This window comes from Alteromonas oceanisediminis (assembly GCF_018474025.1).
GTDB lineage: Bacteria > Pseudomonadota > Gammaproteobacteria > Enterobacterales > Alteromonadaceae > Alteromonas_E > Alteromonas_E oceanisediminis.
The window spans coordinates 455,939-478,131 of record NZ_JAHCTA010000003.1; the positions used below are offsets into that span (position 1 = coordinate 455,939).

The window sequence follows — 22,193 nt, forward strand, 5'->3', positions numbered from 1 at the left end:
TTTGAACCCAGGTATAGCTTTCAGACAGTTCACCCATTTGCGTCTGCCAGCATTTAACCACGTGGACACGCTCATCATCGCTTAATCTGGCTAAACTTTTGGCATGATCGGGTGAATAGCAAATAACCCGACAGCAGCCGTTTTCTGATTCCTGAGTAAATAAGGGGTCAAGTGTTGCTTCTTGCGACGAATCATTCGGATCTGTCTCACTGTGTAACGCAGAGAAATCATTGTCGAACACATACACGGATGAGTAATCAGGATTATCTGCACCGTTCGCCCGCCGATTACCGGGACACAAGTAGCAGTCTTTGTCGTAGCGCTGAGTCGCACTACTTGCCCCCTCAGCCTGACCTTGCCACGGCCGCTTTGTACGGTGAGGTGACACTAGCACCCACTCTCCTGTGAGTGGGTTTCTGCGTCGGTGCGGTTTCAACGATGGATGACAAGCGCTAGCCATGCCACTTTCCAAAAAATACACCCATTTCGACTCGCCTTGAAAAAGATTTCTTTAACATATTGTTAATCGATGGTAGTTTAAAATGATACATCTATCACTTAATGTAATTTAAAGGGGTCATGAATGCAATCACTTTGGTCCTGCGAAGCGGCACAAGACTGGTACCGACAACAGACGTTTTTAATTGGCTGTAACTACATCCCGGCCACAGCGATCAATCAAATCGAGATGTGGCGGGCTGACAGTTTTGATGAGCAAACCATTATCAAAGAATTAACCTGGGCTGCAAATCTGGGCATGAATTGTCTGCGGGTGTATTTACATGATCAGGTGTGGTCAGAAGAAGTGCAGGCTAATCCGATGCTCAGTCCTGAAAGGCTGCCGTTTCTCGACCGTATTGATCGGTTTCTAAGCATCGCCGACAGTTTAGGCATGAAGGTATTGCTGGTCATCTTTGATGACTGTTGGTTTGAACCGGTTGAAGGAGACCAGCCCCAGCCCAGACCGGGCGTACACAACTCCGGATGGGCACGTTCTCCTGGCCGGGCAAAGCTGTTAAATCGCACGTCATGGTCTTCGCTTGAACGTTATGTCAGGTCGTTAGCCCGACGATTCCAGGACGATCCGCGCATCCTCGCTTGGGATCCCTACAACGAAGTCAACAATATCGTGATGGGTACGCTGCACTTGAACCCCGAAAAGCGAAAAGCCCAGCAAGAGCAGTTGCTTAAAGCGCAGGAAGTTGAATATCAGGCCGGAATCGATTTGCTGACATTTACGTGCCAGTGGTTAAGGGAAGAAGAAGTTACGCAGCCGATCACAGCGGCAATTTATGAACCGCGCCCAACGCTAAACAGTTATCTCATCGCATTGAGCGATGTCATTAGTTTTCATCACTATAAATCGCAAGATGAATTGATCGTGTTAATTGACGAGCTTGAGAAACACGGGCGACCGATATTGTGCACAGAATACCTTAATCGTCGGGAAGGTTGCACATTTGACTCACACGCAACCGTGTTCAAATCCCGCCATATAGGGTGTTTTAACTGGGGGCTTGTCGACGGTAAAACGCAGACAAAGTTCGCATGGACAGATCCTCCCAGCACTGCATCACCCGCTGTCTGGTTCCATGACATTCTAAACGCCGACGGAACACCTTATCGAACCGATGAAGTGGATCTTCTTAAGTCCCTTTCTCCAAGAATTAAGCATGTGGACGGCAAAGATAAAGAGGTGCGCAATGCCGGATAAGCACGCAAAGAAAGCCATTATTTTAGGGGCTGGATTGGGTGGTCTGGCGGCGGCAATCCAGTTAAAAAAAGCGGGTATCAGTGTTCATATTGTTGAGCGAAACCCCAGCGTCGGCGGCACTTGGTATCAGAACACCTATCCGGGTTGCGCATGTGATGTGCAAGTGGCTCTCTACCAGTTTTCATTTGCGCAGTCGCTCAACTGGACACGCCTTTATCCACAGGCGAGTGAATTGCTGGCCTACGCAAAAGAACTGGTAGACACCTTTCAACTGCATGACAACCTGACACTGAATACTGAAGCGAAACACGCGAAATGGTGCTCTCAGTCTCATCAGTGGCAAGTAGAGTGCGATAACGGGCTTACGCTGCAAGCAGATTACTTGATTTGCGCGCTTGGCCAACTGAATCGCCCCGCTTTTCCAGATATTCCAGGTCGCGCTGACTTTACGGGGCAACACGTCCATTCTGCTGCCTGGGATCACTCAGTTGACTTTACCGACAAACGGGTTGGCTTGATTGGCACAGGGGCAAGTGCGGTACAAGTTGCACCTGAACTCGCCAAAGTCGCCAAACACTTAACTGTCTTTCAGCGTTCAGCCAATTGGATTCGCGGCCGTGGTGACAGAGCCATTTCAGAGAATGAGCGGCGGCTTAAGGCAACCAATCCTGAACAAGCAAATAAACTGGCCGCGCATTACAGGACAATGCTGTACGAAGAATCTGATTATTATCTTTGGCAAGCATTCGAATTTACTGAATTAGGGCGAACCACCTTTACTGAAGATGCATTGGCCCACTTACATGCTCAAGTGCCTGACCCAGCATTGCGCGCCAAACTGACACCGGATTATCCGATTGGCTGTAAGCGTATTCTGTGTAGCGATGACTACTACCCTACGTTGATGCGAGAAAACGTCTCGCTTGAGGATAAAGCCATCGATCGCATCACACCTCGCGGCATCAAAACCGATACCGAACACGCACTGGATATTATCGTGTATGCCACCGGGTTCGAAACCACAGGTTGGAAGTGGTCTGTCGATGTCATTGGGCTGAATGGATCACTGCACGCACAATGGCTGAACAAAGCACAGGCATACAATGGCACTATGGTGTCAGGTTTCCCGAATATGTTTGTACTGTACGGGCCAAACACAAACGTTGGCCACAGTTCGATCACCTTTATGCTCGAGCAACAGATCAACTTCATGCTGCGCGTCATCGACTCGTTTTCTGGTGATCACGAAAACGCGGTTATGCCGACAGAAAGCGCCCAATCGGCATTTAACCAATCCTTACAGGCAAAACTGTCTAAAACGGTCTGGGCCGATAATGCATGCAGTTCTTGGTACAAAACCGCTGATGGCACGATAACCCAAAATTGGGCCAGTCATACACGCGATTTTGCCAGCCTGTTGAGTACCGTTGAGCGTGATGACTTTCAGGTAATCGCATGACCTCTCCGCGAATGAACGACGGTCAATTTCCCCGTTTTGCAGACGCTCACCTTGATCAATTTGCGGCCGATTTCCCGCAGTTTGATTTACGGGCTGAAACCCTGCCGCGCATACGTCACAATGCCTTTAAGGCCGCTTTTACACCGAGCGCCACGCGATATCAAGCGTTACGACTGGAGCATCAAATCCCATCGACGCAACAGCATACGTTGAGGCTGGTCGAGTATCGGCCGCAGGGGTGTGAAGAACCGATTGAACATGTGTTTCTTCATTTTCATGGCGGTGGTTACATTATCGGTCAGCCGGAAGATGCTGAGGAGCAAAACTTGTGGCTTGTGCAGCAGCTGTATCATCAATACGGTCTGGCTATTCGGATTATATCCGTTGATTATCGACTCGCTCCCGAGCATCCCTATCCGGCCGCACTGGACGACGCGTTTACCGCGCTCTCTTGGTGTTTACACACGCAAGGCGTGACAGAAAACAAACTTGTTATCGGTGGCGAAAGTGCTGGTGGCGGTCTTGCCGCCACACTCGCTATCAAGGCTCGCGATCACAATATTGATTTAGCCGGGCAACTGCTGATATATCCCATGCTTGACCCAACAGCGTCTTCCAATAAGAACGATAGAAATACCGCCTACGCGGTTTGGACACCAGACAACAATCAATGTGCCTGGCACGCCTATCTGGGGGACACAATATTCGCTGAAACGGTGATACCCGGTGAACATGTGTCATTAACCAAGGTTGCACCCGCGTGGATTGCAGTGGGTGAAGACGATCTTTTTTATACCGAGAATCGCGAATATTCGCTGCGGCTTGAGCAAGCCAATGTTCAGCAACGATTCACTGGCTACGCCAAGGCTTTTCATGGATTCGACCGAGCCCTTGAATCGCCATTGGCGCAGCAATTCAGAAACGACCTCGCGGCAACACTGGCGCAGATGCTTCTTAATGCAGACAATCCATTAACGATAGGAGACTGTGATGAAAACCCCGTATCAACATAGACACTTTGATGACCCCAATCGCAAGCTCGCCTTTTCACCGGTTGAGTTTGATCCACAGGCAGCTCATCAAAAATCGCTGACCAGAGCTCAAATACATCAATTTAATACTGATGGGTACCTCTCCCCACTGTCTGTTTTTGAGACTTCACAAGCTGACGAGTTACGCCGTTATTTTGATGATCTCATTGAACAGGTTGTTGGTGCTAACGACAAACGCAATGGGTACTCGATTAACGGGTATCACTTATCTTGCCAGCGACTGTATGACATTATCCACACACCGGAAATTGTTGCGGCCGTGAAGGCCTTGTTGGGGCCGGACATAGTATGCTGGAGCACGCATATGTTCTGTAAATTACCGGGTGACCCCATGGAAGTGCCACTGCATCAGGATGCCGTGTATTGGCCGTTTAACGCAGCAAAAACATTAACCGTGTGGCTAGCGATTGATGATGCCGACGATGACAACGGTACTATGCACTTTGTACCGGGGAGTCACTTACTCGGGCCATTACCGTTTGACGAGCTGGAACTGGATGGCACTCGTGTGCTGGGGCGTCGTGTTGCAAACCGTGAGCGGTATAACGATAGCTTTGTGAACGAACTGAAAGCCGGGCAATTTTCAGTGCATTCCGATTTACTGCTGCACGGCTCTCAACCCAACCTATCAACGCGACGCCGAGCGGGTTTAACGCTGCGCTACGCCAGCGCAGATGCCACCATGGCCGAGGGCTGGGAAGACTGGCGAGCAGGCAGTGTGCATGTTGCTGGCAATGTCAGTGACTACTGGCCAAACCGGCCTCGCCCTGAGGGAGAAGATCCTCACCTGATGCGCGATAAGCGAGGAACGTTCGATGGTGTGCCTGCCTAAGCTTAACCTACCCTCCACATTTCGCCGGCAGTTCAATGTCCCTGCCGGCATTTTTAACTACGGCTGATTCTCTTCACCTAAATAGCGCCGGACAATTTCTTCCCATGTATCGCTTTCAATGACTTTTAACAGTTCTTCATTTAAAGCGCCGCGCAAAGGATGGTTGGTCGATAAACCAATGGCGTAATCCTGGCGCTCAATTTCACCGGGCAAAATCAAGATATCGTCACCAAATTGCTGATTCACCAGATAACGCAAGATCGGTTTGTCGTATACCACAGCATCGATCTCCTGATCTTGAAGGCGCGTTAATGCTTCGGATAAATCCGTAGTGGATTGATGTTTAACTTTGATCGCACTTAAAAACTTAGCACTCGCCGAATTCTCCAGAGTGACAACTTTTGCGCCATAAAGGTCATCAGTACCTTGAATTGACGAACTCAATTGACTCACCGTCAAACTGGTCGCAATAGCGGCGGTGAACCCGCTGATAATGATGATAGCAGCGAACATCCACACAAGACCAACGATACGACCGCCGAGGGTTGTGGGCGCTTTGTCACCGTACCCCACTGTTGTCATGGTCACAGCGGCCCACCAAAAGCTCGCGCCAAGCCCTTGAGCAGGCGAGCCACCAAACTGTTCATGATTTTTCTTGCGCTCGAACAACCAGAGCACAAACCCAACTGCCAGCAGCACTAAACATAGTCCTGATAAGGCTGCAAAGAATTCCCAAGAAAAGAAGCGTGCCAACGCACTGCCCCAGCCGCGTTCACTTTTGGTCGTAGCGATTGCAAGACCGGTAGTGTAATACGGGTGCGTGAAATCAATCACAGCCTCTCGGCTGGAAGTTACGGTAATAGCCGCAATCGAGGCGTCGTATCGACCATCCTGTAACCCGTCCACCAAATCAGTGAGCTCGGCTTCTTCAAACCGGTAATCGATACCCAGGTTCTCTGCCATTTCGGCCCACAAATCAATCGAAATACCTTCTAATTCACCGGTGTCATTCTTCATTACGAATGGGGGCGCTACCTTAGTGCCTATCACCATGGGTTGACTCTCAGGCTGTTGCGCATGAGCCGGAAACAACAACAGCAGTGCGGTGAGTAGAAATGTCATTTGAGCTAATTTCATCATAATCCCTTTCTCTACAAGCAACGATAAACGCCGATAATCTCAGCGATGTAACAGTGAGTGTAGCAATGTGAAGGTGCTATTGACCACCTTTGCCCGGGTTTAGCTGGATTAGTGATGGACTGGTTTAAATCTAACTTGCTCTGAAATTTTCGAATGCGGAGCAAAACCAAACCTGTCAGACCGTTGGTAGGCAGACCGGACGTTACCGACACAGAACTGCGCACGTTGCACCTTCGGAACAAAGTTCAATGTGTCGGCTCTTTGTCTTTTGATACCGGTCAGTGATAGCCGTTTGGCTGTTTTGTACGTAAAGCAGAAGTAGACAACTCAGATACGACATCATTTACTACGGAGAATCGTCATCGTGGCAAAGCGCATTGTGTTCGCTCTTTGTCTCATTCAGACTGTCAATTCGAGTCGAAAGCTTTAACTATGAAGTGAGCAGCTGAGCTATAACTCCTTACAACTGGGCCGTTAAAACGTCTCTTTCAGCAGGTTTAACATATCCTCTACCGACAGCGCACTGGCGACATCATTGCCTGATAATAAACTGTCGGCGATGTCGCGTTTATGCTGGTGCAGCGCAACAATTTTTTCCTCAATGGTATTCTGCGCAATCAACCGATAAATGGTGACCGGACGCATCTGACCAATACGGTGGGCACGGTCTGATGCTTGCTCTTCCACGGCAGGATTCCACCATGGATCCATGTGGATAACGTAGTCTGCTGCGGTAAGATTCAGGCCTGAGCCACCCGCTTTCAGGCTGATCAAAAACACATCCCCCTCACCTCGCTGAAACGCCGTGACGCGTTGCTCTCGTTGTGCCTGAGTGGTTGAGCCGTCGAGATACTGATAATCCAGCCCTTTTGATTCAATATGCTGGGCGATGAGTTTGAGATGGCCCACAAACTGGCTAAAGATTAACGCTTTGTGGTTGTTCTGTTTTAGCTCATTCAGCAGCTCGTCAAGCGCGTTGAGTTTTGCACTGGCTAAACGACTTTCGGCCATCACCAGTTGCGGATGACAACAGGCCTGACGTAATTTGATCAGTTCGGCTAGCATTTTGATGCGTTGCTCACCAGCACCCGCGTGTTGCCCGCTCTGCGTAATATTATCGATAGCGTTGAGGCGCAAGGCCTCGTAGAAAGTGCGCTCAGCGGAGCTAAGCTCAACCGGTACGGTTATCTCAGTGCGCGGCGGTAATTCGGTAAGTACCTGGCTCTTCATGCGCCGCAATATAAACGGCTGGATCAGTGTTTTCAGTTGCTGACTGGCTTTGCGTGCGGCCAGCTTATCGTCTTTGCTATTTTCAATGGGCACCGCAAAACGCTGTGTAAAGCGTTTCAAATTCCCCAGCAACCCTGGCGTGATAAAGCGGAATAGGCTCCATAATTCCGTTAAGTTGTTTTCAACGGGCGTGCCAGTGGTTATCATTTTAAATTCACCGTTGAGTGCGTACGCCGCTTTAGTGCGCTTCGCAAGCGGATTTTTTAGCGCCTGAGCTTCATCAGCAACAACCGTTCGCCACGCGACCGTTTTCAGCAAGTCAATTTCGCGCTGCAGCAAGCCATAGCTGATCACCACACAGTCAAATGGCCCTACCGTGGATAACAGCGCCTGACGTGCGGACGTTGTTTGCGCATCTGAGAATCGATGCAGGTTAAGGGTGGGCGTGAATTTGAGCGCCTCTTGTTGCCAATTAAAGCACACTGAAGTCGGTGCAATCACTAAACTTGGGCCTTTATCAGCGCGCGCCAATAGCACCGCAAGAGCTTGCAACGTCTTGCCCAATCCCATATCGTCGGCAAGACAGGCTCCCGCCCCCCAATGCGCAAGTCGCATTGCCCAATCAAACCCGATCACTTGATAATCGCGTAGCGATGCTTGGAATGTTGAAGGCAGCTTCGGCTCGATAGCATTGGCTTGGTGCATCTTTTCGGTTTGCCGATCCCACGCGTGCAGCGTTTTCATACGCATGCCTGTAGTGGCCTGCTCAATATGCGCACTGGCGAGGGGGTGGAATTTGCCTTCATCGGTGATGCGATTGAGTTGCTCGAGCTTATTGCGCAAATCGTCTGATAAACTCAACACCTGATGATTATCTAGCGCGACGTAACGGCCATGGCTGGTGCTGACGAGCGCAAGCAGCTTGCGCAACTCAATCACCTCGGTATCGTTTATCGACAGATCGCCGGTAATATCAAACCATTCACTTTGTTTACCCAGCGCCAATTGCAAATGCTGTGCTTCAAGCTTTTTGGTCAGCGAGATTTTCTTGCCTTTCGGCCAGCGCAGCAGTAATGGCAATTTCATATTGGCTTTGGCCTGTGTCAATTGCTCCAGCGCGTTTAAAGCATCTTGGGTATCTTCTAGGCTAAGCACATGGCCGGGCATTGCGAGAAACGCCGGGCAAGCGTCATCGAGCTGATCCAGCAACTGTTGTTCATACGCCAAATCGCGCTGAGTCGCTTTACGCTGCCCATCTACATCAGCGGTCAAGCTGGCACTGCCACGACCGGGTATCAAGGCCGGGCCATGCTCACCAAATGGCATCACATGACAACTAAATTCAAGCCCCTGTTGCGCCGGCTGAATGTTCACCACCAAGTGCGGATCGGGTTTGCAGGTGGCCAGCCCTGTGTCTAAATCAGGTAGCGTCGATTGAATATTCAAAAATGGGGCAATCGCTGCAATGCTGTCTAACGCCTTCTGTTTGGCTTGCATCGGCACCAATAACCCGCTTTCGCCGACGATGCTCGCTACCTGCAGATGCTCTGCGCTAAAAACAGTTAGCTGAAAGCGCCTATCAGCCACTTTTTTGAGTTGATAATCACCTTCTGCGGCGAAGCGCTGGCTGGTTTCTGGCACATCAGCCATGCTTAAGCATAACTCATCCCCAACCTGACTGAGGGTAAGCTCCGGTTCACGTTGCACGAGTTCCAGTGGTTCAGAAAAGTCATTTTCCGCATACAGGTTGTTTAACCCAACGGCGGCTGTTAATGCGCTGATGCCCGACAACGAATATTCAAGCTTTCCGTAATAGTTCCAGCCAGCGTGTTCCTGAATGGCCTGACAAACCACTCGATCTCGGTCTGATAAAAAAGAAAATGCGTCAGTTTCTGTTTTCAACCGTTTCAGCGAAACAACGCGCCCTTTGCTCCAGCCAGACTGGCTGCGTTTTTGCTCGCGCGCCTGTAACCGGTGTTCAAACCCCTCGATTAATTCCCAGATGATACGCACCGGCTTAGCGGACGCAGCAGGCTCCTCTGCGGCGGGCTTCGACGCCAAAGTGATTAATTTGTCCAGCGCCAATTCCCATCTGGCTTTGGGCTTGATCATTTGGCTAATGTCGTTCAGCGGTGTTGTGTCGACGGCCTCCGTACCTTGCAGTTGTGTAACTAGCTGATCGCAAAGACGCGCAAAAAGCTCACTGCCCATATGTACAAACGCGGTTGCAGACGCCTGCATTCGCTTGGCTAATGATGGGTCGACACGTTGATTACACCACACCTGCGCCAACGCGTAATTATAATAGCCCAGATGATGAACCCAACACTGATAGTCTTCTGGCACACAATGCTGTTCAATCGGTAACTTATACTCCAATCCGTCTGACAGGCTGCGAACCGTAGCGACCGAATGTCGGCTGAGTGGGTACAGTTCATCTTCGTGTTGCCGTTGACGCTCTTCGGCATCCACCTGTGCAAGCACTTGCGCATACTCACTACCATCCGTTCGATTTGCGTTAACCATTAAAGCCAGCTTATAGAAATAGCCTGCGATACCCGACAAATAAGGGTGCTTACGCCGTTTGATTTTGTTCTTGGCCGTTAATGCTGCGCTAAATAGAGCTAACGATTCACCGACATCTCCGCGCACAAAACAATCGATTGCTTTGAGCTGCACACTGTAACTGCTGCTATCGAGTGTCGCTACGAGTTGATCAAACTGCTCAAACCGGCCTTGGTAAAAGGTGAATTCTGCCAGCAACTGTACGCAGGGTATATAAACGGCATTGGCCGCATGGTGCGCTGCACACACCTGTTCAAGTAGTGTCACTGCATAGTCGAATGAATGACCACTCGCCTGAACCTCGCGCAGTAACGTGGCGAATGCCTGATATTGGACGGCGTGAGGCACCGCCAGAAAGGTCTCTAATTCAAAGGGCAGAAACAATAACTCAACCAATACGCGGTTTTTGGTGTGATGAATGATCTGGGGATCTTTATCAATGGCGAGCAGATTTTCTACCTCGTCCATCTCCCCTAGAAAGTAAAGGTCGCGTATAACGCGGCGTTCATCGACAGCCTTCGTTTGCCAGTGCAAGCTATGCACCACCGGCACCACCTCTTCGGCTGCCATCAGAAAATCCTGAAACGCACGCAGCGGGAGTTGGCTGACCAAGACATTGGCAATCAGCGGATTGATTTGTAATCCGTCTTTGCCCGCATATATTATCTGTTGTCGATGTAATGCTGTCTTGCGCTCGGTTGAGAGAACGTAATCCGTTTTGCGCCCGATGAACATTCCCCAATCGCACAAAATACCGACCACGGTGCTTAATTTCGTCGCCCCAATCGGCTTGTAAATAACCGCCAGAAGCATCACCAGCTGTTGCTCATGCTCAGTGAGCGTCTGAAACTGTTGAATAAGCGCGTCGATCTCTTCAGCAGTTGTGGCTGAAAGGCCTGCCGCCACTGAGTGCTTAAAAGGATTCGTCATAAAAGGCCATAGCAAACATACCCACTTACATAGTATGCGCGCGAACAAAGAGAAAATGAGGAGAAAAAAAGTGTAGCTTAATTAGCGAGTCGGAACAATTCTCGTCAGTGCTCACTTCTACCTTTACATAACTTTACATTCCACTGACAGCGCTTGACGCTGGCACGGCTACGCTTCATCAAGTTTGATAAAAAGCGAGTGATTTCTTATGTGTTCCATTCCCGTAGCATGCCAATATCGGCTTAGTGGTGCAGCAATATGGCTGGTGATGTTAGTGTTTCTTGCCGGTTGTGGCGGCGGTGATAACAGCGCCACGCCAACGCCACAGCCTATTGCGCCAGCGCCTGCACCAGTGCCTCCTTCTCCGCCAACGCCACAGCCACTCACTGAGCAACAACGCATTGATGCCTCACGACTCCTGACACAGGCGACTTTTGGTATTCAATTCGGTCAGGTTGATAGCGTGGCTGCGTTTCTGCGCGACAATAGTGTGGAGGCGTGGATACAAGCGCAAGCTGATTTGCCCATAACTCACCATTACCCCGTAGCCGCTCATTTGCGCTCAGATCAGGAAGATCAACCAGGTGGTTTTGCGCGACCACACCGGATGGACGCATGGTGGCGAGCAACACTGCTAGCTGACGATCAGCTTCGGCAGCGCATGGCATTGGCATTAAGTCAGTTCTTTGTGATTTCAGAACACAGTCAACTTGAAAATTTTCAGGTTGAGCTGGCGTATTACTATGACGTACTCCTAAACCACGCGTTCGGTAATTTCAGAGATGCGCTGCAAGAAATAACATTGTCGCCAGCGATGGGGCTTTACCTTTCCATGATGGGCAACGAGAAACCCCAGCCTGCATTGAACATTCGTCCTGATGAAAACTTTGCCCGCGAAATCATGCAGCTTTTCTCATTAGGGCTGTATGAACTGGAACAAGATGGTCGCGAAAAGCGCGACGCGCTTGGCAAACGGATCCCCACGTACAATCAAGACGTGATTGAGCACTACGCGCGTATTTTTACCGGCTGGCACTTTGCGCGCAAGCGTGAAGAAACCTGGCACAACTTCTTTGTTGGCGTCGACTTTATCAACCCGATGGAAGTCATCGAGGCCTTTCATGACACGGGCGAAAAACGCTTGATCGACAATCAAGTGGTGCCAGCGGGCACGGCGCCGGGCGTTGCTCTAAACGACGCACTCGACAGCCTATTCAATCACCCCAACGTAGCGCCCTTTGTCGCTAAGCATTTTATCGCTCACTTTGTAACGTCTAACCCCAGCCCGGCCTATGTTAAACGCGTGGCCGACGCTTTTAACCACAATCAGGAAGGCGAACGCGGTGACATGCTGGCGGTGATCACGGCGGTGTTGACCGACCCAGAAGCGCGCGATGCTGAAGCTTACACGCAAAATCGTTATGGCCGGGTCAAACAACCCTTAGTGCGCGCCGCACAGGTATTACGCGCTGTTTTACCGCCGGATACATCCGTATCAACAACCAATCTGGCGTTTCGGGAACTCACGCGAATTCAGGAATTTACCGCGCAGGCACCTCTGAGTGCGCCGTCGGTGTTTAACTTCTTTTTACCCGACCATCGCGTCAACGGGCCGCTGGCCGAGCTGGACATGATAACGCCCGAGTTACAGTTGATGACGTCGAACAATGTGGTGCTCAGCAGCAACTTTGTCGCGTATGTGCTACTGAGCAACGACACGCAAGCATTACGCAATCGGCTTGGGATCGACTTTTCGCAACATGCTGCTGTGCTCGCCCAGTCTCAAGATGAAGCGCTTTCAGTGCTGAACCATCAGGTATTGCAGGGCGACATGACAGCCGAATTCAAACAGGTATTAATCGATTACGATAACCAAATACGCAATCAGGCATCTCTTGAGATGCGCATCACTGAATGGTTAACGCTGATATTCACCTCACCACGATTCGCAGTTCAACGCTAGGAGACGAATGATGACATCCCGACGCCAGTTTTTACAGCGGGCATGCCTCGCGACCGCTTCAATGGGCTGCTATAGCGCATTAGGTTTGCAGTTGAATGCATTCAAGGCAATGGCATCACAAGCCCGCTTTAGCGACCACAAAGCACTGGTATGTGTCTTTTTGTACGGCGGTAACGATAGTTTTAACATGCTGATACCGACTGGATCTGAAGCTTACGCAGCGTATCAAACAACGCGCCAGGGGATTGCCTATCCGCGCGAAGGTTTGATACCCATCGATCTTAGCCTGAATGATTTGCCTGCACATAGTATGCCTCGTGCGATGGCACCTTTGGCAGAGCTTTTCAATACTCAGAGGCTATCGGTGGTCAGCAATATTGGACCGCTTGTTGAGCCTGCAACAAAACAGCAATTAAAAGCCGATCCCAACAAGCTACCGCCGCAGCTCTTTTCCCACAATTCGCAACAAGCGTTATGGCAGACCGCGGGCATCAATACACAATTAGGTATTGGGTGGCTGGGGCTGATGGCCGATTTACTGCAAGACACCCAAACCAACTTGCCAATCAATATCAGTGTTGGCAGCAGCGATATCCTTAATAGCGGTGTGTTACAGCTCCCCCTGGTGCTTAACCCGAACGGGCCACAAGACTTTGCCCGCCTTAACCCCAGCAATACGAATGATCAGCAACGTATTCAGGCGCATCAGCAATTGCTGGCGCTCGATCACAGCCCGCTCACGCAGGAATATGCGCGACGTATCACAACGGCGCGAGACAATAACGAAGTGCTCAAACAAGCGCTTTCCGCTGCACCGCCACGTACTGTCAACTACCCCGAAAACAACACGCTGGCGAACCAGCTGCGTATGGTTGCCGATATGATTGCCGTGCAATCTAGCTTACAGCAATCTCGCCAGGTATTTTTTGTTGGGCTTGGCGGGTGGGACACGCATGACAATCAACCGGAGCAGCACCCGGCCTTGCTGGCTACGCTGGCGGAGGCGCTCAGTGCGTTTAATACTGACATAGATGCGCTGAACAAAGCGGACAACGTAACTACCGTGACATTGTCTGACTTTGGCCGCACGCTGACGTCTAACCGGGATGGCACTGATCACGGTTGGGCTGGCCATCAGTTGGTTATAGGTGGCGCTGTGCGCGGTGGTCGTATCATCGGCCATCTTCCTGAGCAACGCCTTAATACTCAGGATGACTGGGATGACGGGCGCATCATCCCAACCACCTCCATTGAGCAGTTGGCGGCGGCACTGGGCGCGTGGTTTGGTCTAACAGACAGTGAGTTAACGACCGTTTTGCCAAATTTGAATCGCTTTGATGCGACGGCGCTTCAGTTGTTCAGGTCTTCGTGATACCCGCTGCCATCAACCCAAAACTGCATCGCTGGCATCCATTAGGTTAGCGCGCCCGTGAGCAGATGATTGTAAAAAAGGTGTTATAAGTCGGTTGCATTTTGCTTTGTTCTGCCCTTAGTATAAAAAGCAGAGTGACAAGCGCTTACGGACAGTCTTGTCATATGCATGGATACCAAAGCACTTGAACGCACCGATCGTCAAACTTACTGTCACACTCATGTTAGCGCTTTCGCTGGCCTTGAATGGCGCTGCCTCGGCGTTAACGGCATCGCAGCAGTTGCATTTGGCGCAAGGTATGGCAAGCAACAGTGCTGATGTCATGCTGATTTGTACCGGCAGTGATGTTCGCTGGATATCTGAGTCGGCTTTTTTAGATACCGGACAAATCATCGAGGTTGCAGCGCCCTCTGAAGCGCCTGACCACTGGCAAACACTGGATTGTTCTTCCGCAGAAGCGACTGAACCGACCTTAGATGTGTTTAGTGTTTTTCCCCGTGGTGTTGAACTTGCACCGCATTCCGTTAAAACTACGTCACAGCTTCAACAGCTGTTTTTAAATGCGCAATATGCGTCTGCACTGTCTCGTGCCCCACCTACAACTTTCATTGGTTAGATTAAACGACACAACAACGTAAACACAGCATCCGCTCGTTTTACGACGCACTGTTAACCTATTGAGTGAAAGTACATTCTATGAGATTGAATCACACTGCCCGGCGCTCGGCAGCGATACTGCTATGCAGCGCCTATTCTTCAGCGATTTTTGCGCAAGATTCTGTTGAACAAAGCACGCCATCAAGCGCGTCTATTGAAACCATCACCGTGCTCGGTGATGCCAATACACAAGGCGCGACATTGGGTGGAATTGACTTAAAAACCTTACCCATCAACTCTCATGTTGTGGGCCGCGTGGAATTGGAACGTCTGCGTTTTGTTGACCCTGATGAGTTTCTTGACCGCATCCCTGGCGAAACACAAGTCAGAAACCTGCGTATCCCAAATGGGGGCAAAGGTTACACCATTCCAATGCTGGACGGCATCGCGCTGGAAAACCCGTACGAAGGGGCCACGCAACGCCTCGACCGCACGAATACGTTCGATATAGAGCGCGTTGAGATTATCAAAGGCCCGGCATCGGCACTGTATCCGAATAATGCGTTTGGCGGTGTTATCAATGTAGTCTCTCGCGATGCACCTCTTACGTCAGAAACCTTGATCTCGGCAGAGGCCGGTGACTTTAACCGCTTTCGTGCGCGTGTCAGCACGGGTGGAACCGTGCAAAAAGTCGGTTATTTTTTTGATGCGAATCTGCGCGAACTGGATGGCTTGCGAGAAGGTGCAAAGAATGACCGTGAACAAGTCAGCGGAAAGCTTATTTTTTCATCCAGCGATGTTAGTGAAATCACCACGCGCGCTGAGTATCTTTCCGAGAATCGCATCGAGCGAGGCGATTTAACGGAGCAGGAGCTTGCCGACGACCCAACTCAAGCGGGCTCGCTAAGCGCTTCCACAGACCTGACTCAATCGACATTATCTGGGCAGTGGGAGTATTTAATGCCGAACGGGCAGTTCGACGTTCACGCCGTGCGTCGCGAGAAGGACACCGTAGGCGCCTCTCGTTTTCGTGGGCCACAGGATGAAAACGATCTGGCGTACAGCGCAAAAATTCAATATCGGCATGACTTCACAACATCAAACCTGATTTCTGGCTACGAACGCTATGATGGGGAGCAGGACGTAAAGCAATATGCTCGAAATGATCTAGGTTTACAGGGAACATTCGACACCTTCACTAACCAATTAACGATTGATGCACTTTATCTGCAATATCAGAAGGAGCTTACTGACACAATCATAATTACCGCAGGGGCGCGGTATGAAGATATTCAGCAGTCTCACAGCGATTTCACATTGGATGCAAATTATTCTGACATTGCGCCTAAGTTGGGGCTCACCTATGCGGCGTCGCCCAATTTGATGTTGTGGGCGAGCGCTTCTGAAGGGTTTTATGCACCTAGCGTTGATGACATTTTCATTGATGCTGAGTTGCGTGATCTTTTAGATATCCAGCCTGAAGCAATACTATTAGCACCAGAAGAGGCGCTGAATCTCGAAGCCGGTATTCGCGGCAGTATCGGCTCGTGGCAATTTGATACGTCGGCATATCATACCAATATTGATAACTACCTGGTGACACAAGAATTTATTGAAGCGCTTAGTAGCGGTGAAATCATCGAGTACCAACTCACCACAAATGCCGGTGAAGTGACCATCAAGGGCATTGAAAGTGTGCTTGAATTTGCGCCAAAAAACGCCCCCTACCGCATTGGTGTCACGCACACTTACACACGCAACGAGTATGATTCATTTGTACAGAGCACGCCCGGTGCTGCTGATGACTTAACGGGCAAAATTCTGCGTCGCTCCCCCGACCACCACTTAAATATACGCGTTGCGTGGTTACCTATAGAGGAATTGGTGATCGAGCTGGAAGGCGATTACTACAGCGACTATTTCGCTGACGACGCCAACTCTGAAGCCTCACGCTTCACCCGCGGCGAACGGATCAACCTGCGCGTTAACTATCAGTGGAATGACTGGCGAGTTTGGTTTCACGCCCTCAACCTCACCGACACGCTGGAAGATCGCGCAACCTTCAGACGCGGCAGTATGAGCTTTAGAACCATCGACGGGCGCACGCTGTATGCGGGCGCTTCTTTTACCTTTTAGTCAGTCAGTGCAGGAGCTAATGCATGCTTAAGAAAAACACATTACTCAACGCCTGGTTATGGAAATGGCACGTCATTGCAGGTCTTATTTCATTACCTTTTATGGCACTCCTCGCGGTGACAGGCAGCATTTACCTGTTTAAGGATGACGTAAACCATGCGCTATACAAAGAGACCTATTTCAATCAGCCACGGATACATGCCAGTGCTTCTGAGCTCGCCGCACCCACTTTGTCGCTGGATGCTCAGCTCAGAGCTGCTCAAGCCGCCGTTGATAAGCCCATCGTGGCCGTTACTTTGCCCAGTGAGCAGTCGCTCAATACCGAGTTTACCGTACAGGGACGAGGGCGCGCTAGCACCAACGTTTACGTTGACCCTTACACAGGAGACGTTGCTGGCCAATTGGATCAACGTCAAACGCTGATGTATGACGTGCGAAAATTGCACGGTGAATTGCTACTCAGCACACCCGGCACGCTGGTTATCGAATTAGTGGCAAGCTGGTTTCTGGTGTTGATATTGACCGGGTTGTACGTATGGTGGCCATCTGGCGGCAATGGTTTTGCAGGTCTCTTTACCATTCGATTTTCTCAGGGAAAACGCCTTTTCTGGCGTGATCTTCACGCGGTAATGGGTTTCTGGATGTCCGCTTTTTTACTGATCATTCTTGCCGGCGGTATACCGTGGACAAATGTGTTTGGCGACCAGTTAAAATGGGTGCAGCACCACACCAATACGGGCTATCCGCAACATTGGCGCAGCGATAAGGGAATTGAGTCAGTGTTACCGCAAGATCCACGAGTTTCGCCACTCAGCCTTAACGCCATCGCTCGCAAAGCGCAGCAAGAGTTAGTTTTGCCCGGGACCATCAGTATTGAACTCCCCAAAACAAACGCCAGTGCCTTTAAAGTCAGTAACCGAGCATTTTACTTGCGCGACCAAAAGGTCATTTACCTTGATCAGTACTCGGGCGACATTGTTAAAACGCTGACTTGGAACGACGTGGGTGTATTGATGGATTTACGTCAGGTGTTTATGCGTTTGCACCAAGGCGAGTACGGCATAATAAATTGGAGCATCCTATTGTTGGTTGCTGTGACTTTCACCCTGTCGACGGTGGCGGGGCTGGTGTCTTACCTTAAGCGTAAACCTCAGAATAGTTGGGGTATTCCTCGCGTACCTTCGCGCTTTCGTGTGGATAAAGTATTGGTCGTAATGATTGGTGTGCTGGGGCTGTTATTTCCACTGTTCGGCGTCAGTCTGGTCGTGATCATGCTGGCAAGCGCTACGCGACGACTTAAGACGCTGTTTACGCCATCTGGTAAACACAACATTCCACGTTAGATGTTACTCTATTTTACATTTTTAACATATTAGTTACATACGTATTCAGTGGTAATTGTGTGAGTGTTCCCTAAGGTAAAAGTCGGCGTGACGCTGCGCCGATTGATTCAAATCACATGCGTTTAAGTGAAAGGAGTTATGACGTTGTACTCGCATAATCGGTTTGAGAGCGATTTAACTAACTTTTCACGGGAACCATTATGAAACACTTACGCACCTCACTGACGGCGGGCGCATTACTGGCCAGTCTGTCACATTTCACGACCGCTGCACCAACCACCTTTGTCCATTTATTTGAATGGTCGTGGCCTGATATTGCCACCGAATGCGAAACCTTTTTGGGCCCCAAGGGGTATGCAGCGGTGCAAGTTTCTCCACCGAACGAACACATTGATGTGCCGCAGTGGTGGGCGCGGTATCAGCCGGTTAGTTATGTGCTAGAGAGCCGCGGTGGCGACCGTGCTGCGTTTATCGACATGGTTCAGCGCTGTGATGCGGCAGGCGTCGATATTTACGTTGACGCCGTCATTAATCACATGGCGGCGGGCAGTGGCACCGGAACGGCTGGGTCTACTTTCGCGAACAAGCAATACCCGATTTATTCACCGCAGGATTTTCACAGTTCCTGTTCTATCAATGATTACGGCAATCGCTGGCAGGTACAGCATTGTGAGTTGGTCGGGCTTGCTGATTTGGATACCGATGCGCCTTATGTGCGCAATACGCTAACGGCGTTTCTGAATGACTTGATTTCAATCGGAGTGAAAGGGTTTCGCTTCGATGCCTCTAAACACATGCCATCTAACGACATCAGTGCCATCGTATCGCAATTGAATGGATCGCCGTTGGTATTTCAGGAAGTCATTGATCAGGGCGGCGAAGCGGTCAGCGCCAGTGAATACGTAGGAAATGGTTTGGTGACTGAGTTCAAGTACAGCGTCGAAATCGGCAACACCTTTCGCAATGGGCAATTAGCCTGGTTGAGTAATTTTGGCGAAGGCTGGGGCTTCATGCCCAGTTCACAGGCGGTCGTTTTTGTCGACAATCATGATAATCAGCGCGGCCACGGCGGCGGAGGTAACGTGATCACCTTTGAAGACGGTCGCTTGTACGACCTGGCCAATGTTTTTATGTTGGCCTACCCATATGGCTATCCAAAAGTAATGTCGAGCTATGATTTTCATGGTGATACCGATGCTGGCGGTCCAAGCGTGCCGGTGCACAACAACGGCACATCGAGTTGCTTTGGCAGCCAATGGCAATGTGAACATCGCTGGTCTTACATTGCCGGTGCCATGGATTTTCGCAATAACACCAGTGATGCATTCTATACCCAAAACTGGTGGAGCAACGGTGGCAATCAAATCGCCTTCAGTCGTGGGAGCAGTGGCTTTGTCGCCATCAACAAGGAACAAAGCTGGATGACGCAGAATTTGGCCTCCGGTCTCAGCGCAGGAACATACTGCAATGTGCTAAAAGGCGAATTAAGCGCTGATGGACTGAGTTGTTCCGGTGACACAGTAACGGTTAGCGTGAGTGGGCTAGCGCAACTGAACATTGCACCTTGGGATGCCGTTGCGATCCACAAGAATGCAAAAATCAGTGGCGCATCAACACAAGATTGGCAGCGTACCGTTGTATTTGTGCAAGCGCAGACAGCCAGCGGTCAGGATATGTTTGTGCGCGGTGGAATTGATCATAGCTATGCTGCCAGCGCGCTGGGCAAGAGTTGTACGGATGCCAATCGGGAGTGTGCAATTCCCATTCGACACAACAATCTTCGTAACAGCACAACAGCTCCTTGGAAAGCGTCTGACAGTGAGCTTGACTGGTATGGTGTACAGGCAGGACAAAGTACACAGGCCGAGGGAACGGCACTGGATTGGACCACCAATGCATGGCCGGCAGCATGGGGAGCCTATCGCTCAGTCGCCAATGACGGTTATGGTGAAGAGCCCTTAAACCAGTGGGGTGACCATTTCTGGATGCTGGATGTAGATATGGATTGTAGCCAAACAGCCAACGGCTGGTTTGAGCTCAAAGCGTTTGTGAAAAATGGTCAGGGTTGGGAAAATGACGTTCAGCAACCGGGAGCGCCGTACGCATCGACGAATCATTTGGCGCAATGTGGCAAAGTGAATCGGTTTACCTTCAATCAGGATGCCGCGGTGATAAGCGACTTTTAAGTCGCTGTGTGACTCCGGTGGCTGAAAAGGGGCGCGACTGTGTAACCCGCTTGAAATCAGCCACCGAGTCACTTCAACAACAACGCTGTGAGCAATTCACTCGTTAATGGACATGGGCTGTTGAACCCGCAAAATAGCTTTTCAGCGTTTTAATCACCTGCCAACCAATCAATCCTGCCAATATCACAGCACTCGTTTGGTAGATGATATTCACCATGTCAGCGTGTTCGCCATGGTGTAGGTCCAGATTAAGCTCAAATGTTGACAACGCAGCATCAAATAACCAACCAGACACCAACGCACTTGCAATCAGGGCGATAAGATAGATCGCGAGCTCTTTTGCGCCTAACTCTTTTTTAATCACCATGAGTGTTGCAATATTAGTGGCTGGACCCGTCAGCATAAACACCAACGCAGCACCTGGCGAAATACCCGCCAGTATTAGCCCTACGGCGATGGGCGTGGACGCTGTGGCACAGATATACATTGGAATGGAAATAGCCACCATGAGCACCATTGCCAATGGCCCTGAGCCGTAATCCGCCATCCAGTGACTCGGCACGTAAGTCACGATCAGCGCGGCAAATACAAGGCCAATCAACAACCACCACACAAAATCGGCCAGCAGTTTATCGAAGCCATAACGCATGCTGTCATTCAGCAATGCAAGTACGTTCCGTTTGGGATTACCCTTCACACGAGACGTATTGATTTTGCCTGTAGCACCTGCACAGCATCCCGTGGAGCTATTTTGCGGTTGATGCACAGAAGGGGTTTCAGAACCCCAAAGCTTGATGGCGGTTCCGGTCACAATGGCCGAGAAAATGGCGGCCACCGGCCGCGCGACCGCCATCACAGGGCCCATCAGCGCGTAGGTAATGCCAATGGAATCCACCCCCGTTTCCGGCGTCGATACTAAAAAGCTTGCGGTGCTGGCTTTACTTGCACCACTTCGACGGATCCCCATCGCGACAGGGATCACAGAACACGAACACAGTGGCAGTGGTGCACCAATCAACGCCGCGGTGGTTACCGAACGACCTTCACCCAACGTTTTTTCAATCAACGTTCGCGGTATCGCTTGGTGTATAAGGCCTGCGATGAACATGCCCAGCAACAGATACGGCGCAGACTCAATAAATAAACTGAGAAACTGTTCAAAAACCATCATGAGGTCACCTGCTCTTGCTGTTCTAATTTGGCAATGATTGAGCAAAATTCAGCACTTTCGCTGCCACCGCAACACAGTTCTGAAAGGTCTTCCAGCGTCGCTTTCATGGCCGCTAGTTGCTCCATCTGCCGACTAATGTCTGCTATCTTCTGCGCCGTGATTGCCTTCGCCTCTGCACACACATGCTCATCTTTCGCACCTTTGATAGTCAGTAGCGCTGCCGTCTCTTCCAAAGTAAAACCACTTTGTTTACAACGCTTGATAAAAAGCGCCGATGACAAATCGGCATCGGAATAATGCCGATAGTTATTTTGACTGCGCCCACTGGGTTGCAGCAAACCACATTTTCCGTAATAACGTAACGTGTGCGTGGACAACCCTGAACGTTCCGCAAGTTCACCAATTTTCATAGTCACCGCTTATCTGATTGATATTTGACACTAAGTATAAACCTTAGACCAAGGTTTAATGTCAATAGCCTTGGGATAAATAGGTTAATCATG

15 protein-coding genes are annotated in these 22,193 nt (G+C 50.3%); 10 read left to right on the forward strand and 5 right to left on the reverse strand.

Annotated features, from left to right (window positions below; genetic code table 11):
- Window positions 1–460 (reverse strand): galactose-1-phosphate uridylyltransferase (galT, locus tag KIU71_RS17815; protein ID WP_250207332.1); only part of this gene is annotated, 460 nt, incomplete at its 3' end.
- 123 nt (window positions 461–583) lie between these two features.
- Here galT and KIU71_RS07525 point away from each other — a divergent pair.
- Genes KIU71_RS07525 through KIU71_RS07540 form a run of 4 tightly spaced genes read left to right on the forward strand, consistent with a single transcriptional unit; the run spans window position 584 to window position 5,057 of the window.
- Window positions 584–1,714, forward strand: a complete 1,131-nt coding sequence (locus KIU71_RS07525; protein ID WP_214130570.1) for a cellulase family glycosylhydrolase — start codon at window positions 584–586, stop codon at window positions 1,712–1,714.
- Window positions 1,704–3,173 (forward strand): flavin-containing monooxygenase, encoded by a 1,470-nt coding sequence (locus tag KIU71_RS07530; RefSeq protein ID WP_214130571.1) that lies wholly within the window; start codon window positions 1,704–1,706, stop codon window positions 3,171–3,173. Before KIU71_RS07525 ends, KIU71_RS07530 begins: the two co-directional genes overlap by 11 nt.
- Window positions 3,170–4,186, forward strand: a complete 1,017-nt coding sequence (locus KIU71_RS07535) for an alpha/beta hydrolase (RefSeq protein ID WP_214130572.1) — start codon at window positions 3,170–3,172, stop codon at window positions 4,184–4,186. Before KIU71_RS07530 ends, KIU71_RS07535 begins: the two co-directional genes overlap by 4 nt.
- Window positions 4,164–5,057, forward strand: coding sequence for a phytanoyl-CoA dioxygenase family protein (locus tag KIU71_RS07540; protein WP_214130573.1), 894 nt, complete (start codon window positions 4,164–4,166; stop codon window positions 5,055–5,057). The genes KIU71_RS07535 and KIU71_RS07540 overlap by 23 nt, the downstream gene beginning before the upstream one ends.
- A 57-nt stretch (window positions 5,058–5,114) precedes the next feature.
- Here the strand turns inward: KIU71_RS07540 and KIU71_RS07545 are convergent, their stop codons facing one another.
- Window positions 5,115–6,197 (reverse strand): transporter substrate-binding domain-containing protein, encoded by a 1,083-nt coding sequence (locus KIU71_RS07545; RefSeq protein ID WP_250207333.1) that lies wholly within the window; start codon window positions 6,195–6,197, stop codon window positions 5,115–5,117.
- A 474-nt stretch (window positions 6,198–6,671) separates the two neighbouring features.
- Window positions 6,672–10,922, reverse strand: a complete 4,251-nt coding sequence (locus KIU71_RS07550) for a DEAD/DEAH box helicase (protein WP_214130574.1) — start codon at window positions 10,920–10,922, stop codon at window positions 6,672–6,674.
- A gap of 208 nt (window positions 10,923–11,130) precedes the next feature.
- Here KIU71_RS07550 and KIU71_RS07555 point away from each other — a divergent pair, with 208 nt between their 5' ends.
- The 6 genes from KIU71_RS07555 (at window position 11,131) to KIU71_RS07580 (ending at window position 20,519) form a co-directional block, all read left to right on the forward strand.
- A complete protein-coding gene (locus KIU71_RS07555; protein ID WP_214130575.1) occupies window positions 11,131–12,885 on the forward strand; it encodes a DUF1800 domain-containing protein in 1,755 nt (584 codons plus the stop codon).
- 7 nt (window positions 12,886–12,892) lie between these two features.
- Window positions 12,893–14,257 (forward strand): DUF1501 domain-containing protein, encoded by a 1,365-nt coding sequence (locus tag KIU71_RS07560; RefSeq protein ID WP_214130576.1) that lies wholly within the window; start codon window positions 12,893–12,895, stop codon window positions 14,255–14,257.
- A gap of 184 nt (window positions 14,258–14,441) precedes the next feature.
- The gene (locus KIU71_RS07565) at window positions 14,442–14,873 is read left to right on the forward strand and encodes a hypothetical protein (protein WP_214130577.1); all 432 of its coding nucleotides are present in this window, start codon (window positions 14,442–14,444) and stop codon (window positions 14,871–14,873) included.
- A gap of 80 nt (window positions 14,874–14,953) precedes the next feature.
- The gene (locus KIU71_RS07570; RefSeq protein WP_214130578.1) at window positions 14,954–16,990 is read left to right on the forward strand and encodes a TonB-dependent receptor family protein; all 2,037 of its coding nucleotides are present in this window, start codon (window positions 14,954–14,956) and stop codon (window positions 16,988–16,990) included.
- Between the two features lie 23 nt (window positions 16,991–17,013).
- On the forward strand, window positions 17,014–18,333 hold the full coding sequence (locus KIU71_RS07575; protein ID WP_214130579.1) for a PepSY-associated TM helix domain-containing protein: 1,320 nt from the start codon (window positions 17,014–17,016) through the stop codon (window positions 18,331–18,333).
- A 200-nt stretch (window positions 18,334–18,533) separates the two neighbouring features.
- Entirely contained in the window at window positions 18,534–20,519 is a 1,986-nt protein-coding gene (locus KIU71_RS07580; protein WP_214130580.1) for an alpha-amylase, read from the forward strand.
- Window positions 20,520–20,622: 103 nt separating this feature from the next.
- Here the strand turns inward: KIU71_RS07580 and KIU71_RS07585 are convergent, their stop codons facing one another.
- Together KIU71_RS07585 and KIU71_RS07590 are read right to left on the reverse strand one after the other, a co-directional pair.
- Entirely contained in the window at window positions 20,623–21,690 is a 1,068-nt protein-coding gene (locus tag KIU71_RS07585; protein WP_214130581.1) for an SO_0444 family Cu/Zn efflux transporter, read from the reverse strand.
- On the reverse strand, window positions 21,687–22,100 hold the full coding sequence (locus tag KIU71_RS07590; RefSeq protein WP_214130582.1) for a heavy metal-responsive transcriptional regulator: 414 nt from the start codon (window positions 22,098–22,100) through the stop codon (window positions 21,687–21,689). The genes KIU71_RS07585 and KIU71_RS07590 overlap by 4 nt, the downstream gene beginning before the upstream one ends.
- Between the last annotated feature and the right edge of the window lie 93 nt (window positions 22,101–22,193).